This is a genomic window from Plantactinospora endophytica (assembly GCF_016862915.1).
In the GTDB taxonomy this organism is placed as follows: Bacteria; Actinomycetota; Actinomycetes; order Mycobacteriales; family Micromonosporaceae; genus Plantactinospora; species Plantactinospora endophytica.
Map to the genome: position 1 here is coordinate 1 of NZ_BONW01000072.1, position 3,402 is coordinate 3,402.

At 64.9% G+C, this 3,402-nt stretch carries 3 protein-coding genes and 2 pseudogenes; 3 read left to right on the forward strand and 2 right to left on the reverse strand.

The annotated features are described in order from the left end of the window. Nucleotides 1-364: pseudogene (locus Pen02_RS41340) on the forward strand (hypothetical protein); the annotation flags it as partial. Between the two features lie 23 nt (nt 365-387). On the opposite strand, the gene Pen02_RS41345 reads toward Pen02_RS41340, so the two are convergent. Together Pen02_RS41345 and Pen02_RS41350 are read right to left on the reverse strand one after the other, a co-directional pair. Beyond that, nucleotides 388-1,005, reverse strand: coding sequence for a Cap15 family cyclic dinucleotide receptor domain-containing protein (locus tag Pen02_RS41345; protein WP_203871673.1), 618 nt, complete (start codon nt 1,003-1,005; stop codon nt 388-390). After that, on the reverse strand, nt 1,002-1,886 hold the full coding sequence (locus Pen02_RS41350) for a nucleotidyltransferase domain-containing protein (protein WP_203871674.1): 885 nt from the start codon (nt 1,884-1,886) through the stop codon (nt 1,002-1,004). The genes Pen02_RS41345 and Pen02_RS41350 overlap by 4 nt, the downstream gene beginning before the upstream one ends. A 218-nt stretch (nt 1,887-2,104) precedes the next feature. Here Pen02_RS41350 and Pen02_RS41355 point away from each other — a divergent pair. Together Pen02_RS41355 and Pen02_RS41360 are read left to right on the forward strand one after the other, a co-directional pair. Continuing rightward, nucleotides 2,105-2,944: pseudogene (locus tag Pen02_RS41355) on the forward strand (IS5 family transposase). Further along, nucleotides 2,941-3,348: a hypothetical protein gene (locus tag Pen02_RS41360; protein ID WP_203871675.1), complete on the forward strand. Its 408-nt coding sequence runs from the start codon at nt 2,941-2,943 to the stop codon at nt 3,346-3,348. Before Pen02_RS41355 ends, Pen02_RS41360 begins: the two are co-directional and overlap by 4 nt. The last annotated feature ends 54 nt before the right edge of the window (nt 3,349-3,402 follow it).

A 3,402-nucleotide genomic window follows, 5' to 3' on the forward strand; every position in this document is an offset into this window, starting at 1 on the left:
GGCCATCGTCGGTCTGAGTCAGCAGGACGACCTTGGCGTGCAGCTCAGTGAGTGTTTGAGAGGGCTGGGCCGGCAGTTGCTCATGCTGATCGAGGGGGCGACGACCGTCGCCGAGCACCGTGGCCCGGCCAGCACGGACGGGCACGCCCGTCGCGCCGCGCTCACCCTTCTGGCCGCCACCACTCCCGACGTATCGGCATGGTCGAGTCGAGGAAACCAAACATGGTCGTTCTCGCGACGGCCCCGGTCGACGACGGCGACGCCCGGGGTGTGCCGGCGAACGCTGGTGACCCGGGATGCGAAGGCCGTGGCACCCGCGCTGTCCCCGGGCCTCTGTCCGTGCCGGCGTTTGGCCGTTGCTTGAATCTTTGAATCGATGTTCGCCGGTTACGCGAAATAGGTGGTTGCTTCGAGGAAGTCGTCAGCCAGCTTGTGGTGACGGCGGGTGAACTCAAGCTGGCCTTTGCTGTCGCGGTCGGTCCAGTAGCGGCCGGTCAGTCGCGTTGCAGGACTTCCGGATACGTCGAAAACCGTCGACCCGTGGTGCATCCTGCTGCGGTGTTCGGCGTGCATGTCGGGACGGTTGAGATAGAGATAGGCCAGGTTCCAAGCGCTGTCCACGGCGGATACGGCGGCAAGCGTGGAGGTCGACCGCGATTCGTTGGTGAAGAGCTTGACCGTGACCAAGGTAGCGGTCTGGTGGACGACCAGGTAGACGGTCTTGGGTGGTGGCGATGTCCCGGTTCCGGGATCGATCCAGAAAGAGGTGAGGGTGCCCTGCCAAGTTCCGCGCACGCAGCGAGGTACGCCTGGGATGCGCTGGACGAGGCCGAGTCGCCAGAGCCAGAGATCCCAGGCGGCCAGGATCAGGGTAGCGATCAGGACAGCGGCGGAGAAGAACCGGGTCCAGCCGGTGTCGACCTTGCCGCTGGTGATCCAGGTGCCTGCGGCGAGGACGATGACGATCACTGCGGCGACCACCCGGATAGTGATGCTGCGCTTCACGACGTCAGCCCGAGGTAGTTCCATGCGGCCTTGGCGAATGCCCGCCCGTCTGCCCGGGTCCATGCCTGGCCGGGTTGGAAGAGGTACTTGCATCCGCTAACTTCGAGCCAGCGCTTGGAGCTGTCCTTGGGCTCAGCGCCCTCAAGGCCATGGAAGATGTGGCTGATGACGCCGCGCACGGTTCCTTCCCAGGCCGACCTGAGAAAGATGTCGTCCGGGCAGTGGTAGACGAGGCATTCGACGAAGAAGGACGGCACCTCCCTGTGCTTGCCGTCGTGGACCATGGCGTTTTCGACTCGCTTCATGATCCGGACGGTCCTCTTGTAATGCTGGCTGGTGCGGTTGTTCTTGTCCCGGCCGTTCGTGAGCTGCTGATCGGGATAGTTGATCAGGCTGGAGTCGTCCTTCTTGAATACCTTGGCACCGTCACGGTGGCCCCCGCCGGCAAAGTAGTACCGGTAGTTGAAGCAGGGGACGACATCGGCGTCCACGCGTGCGCCGCCGGAGTGGATGCGGAAGGCGGTTGAACCGGATGTATCGACCTGTCCGGAGAATTTTTTCAACAGCGCATTCCGCAGTTCGGAGCGCAGTTTCGCCGGAGTCCAGATCCCCTGGGGTGACGACGGGGTGTGGATTCCGGGCTTTGCCCCGTCCCAGTACCTGACGTCTCGGCATTGAACGGCGATGTCAACGTCGCTGTCTGTCTTGACATTCGTGTTGTTGGCGTACGAGCCTTTGGCATAGATACGAAGGTCACAAGAGTCGAAGGCCGCGTGCTCTTTGATCGCCTCGCGGATTATCCGTTCGGTGCGTTCTTGCTTGTCTTGCTCCGTTGAGCTGGACGGCCCAGTCCAACCGGCCAGCTTTTCTTCCAGTCCCAACCTGGCGGCTCCTTTGCCTGACCTGGCTTGCTCGGCCGAGCAAGCCAGGTCAGGGTACTGGGAACCTCTGAGAAGGCGGTCCGCAGTAACTTGATCTGATCTATGCGTTGCGTCCGGTTGGCGGCCTTCCGGCCGGTTCGCCGTCCATAGCAACAGGTCGATATATGAAATGTGAGTCTTGGTCGTGACTGTGGGGCGGCTGCGGCGTTAGCCCCATCATGGGTGATCGAAAGCCGTACCCGAGCGATGTCAGCGACGAGCAGTGGGAGCCGATCGGACCGTTTCTGCAGGCGTGGAAGGCCAGGCGGGTCGCGGTGTTGGTGTCGGTGTCGGGCCGTGAGGGCGACTACGACCTGCGGGAGATTGTGAACGCGATCTTCTACCAGAACCGGACGGGCTGTCAGTGGGCGTGCCTGCCACACGACCTGCCGCCGAAGTCGGCCACCTACTACTTCGCGCTGGGGCGGGACGACGGCACTGACCAGGTGATCCACGATCTGCTGCGTTGCCAGGCCAGGGAGAAGGTCGGCCGCCGGGAGGATCCGAGCGCGGTGGTGTTGGACACCCAGTCGATCCGCGCGGCGAAACACGTCCCGGCGGCCACTACCGGCAAGGACGCCGGGAAGAAGGTGTCGGGGCGTAAGCGGGGCCTGGCGGTGGACGCGCTGGGGCTGGTCATCGCGGTGGTGGTGACCGCGGCGTCGGTCACCGATAACGCCATCGGCATCCGCCTGCTCGGAAGGTCGTCGAACACACCCCGACGGTAAGCCGCGCCTGGGTCGACGCCGGGTTCAAACAGGACCTCGCGCTGCACGGCGCCGTGCTGGGTGTCGGCGTGGAGGTCGTCACACGATCCGACACCCGGCCCGGGGTTCGTACCGATCCGCAGACGGAGGACGGTCGAGTAGGTCAACGGCACGTTGATGCTGCACCGCCGTCTCGTGCGCGAGTACGAAAGCCGACCAGAGTCCTCGGTGTCCCGAACCCTGTGGGCGTCGACGGCGAACATCGTGCGGCGGCTGACCGGGACCAGCACACCCTCCTGGCGGCACCGGTGAACCTTCCCACCGTCCTCGACCTCATCGCCGATCGGGAGACCGCCGCACGCCGGCACGCCGACCGACTCCGCGAGCAGATCACCGCCCTGACCGGCGAACTCGCCCGCCTCGACGGCGAACTGGCCGACCCCGCGACCACCCGCACCACCTTGCGCACTCTCGTCGCCGACGAGTTCACCGCCGACGACCCGACGATCGCCAGTGCCCCCTACCAGCAGATCCTGCACATCCTGGGCACCGCGCCCGCCGGCATGCGCGCCAAAGGCATCTGCCTCGCCCTCGGCGTCGAACCCTCGCCGAAACACGTCGAAGGCACCCGCGCGAAGCTGAAATGCATAGTCAACCGCCACGTCATCACCGAAGACGAACCCGGAGTATTCACCCTCAGCCAGAAACGGACCTAACACTCCGAACCGCCCTCGCAGATCGGGGACTCGAACCGGGGCCGGAGGGACTCG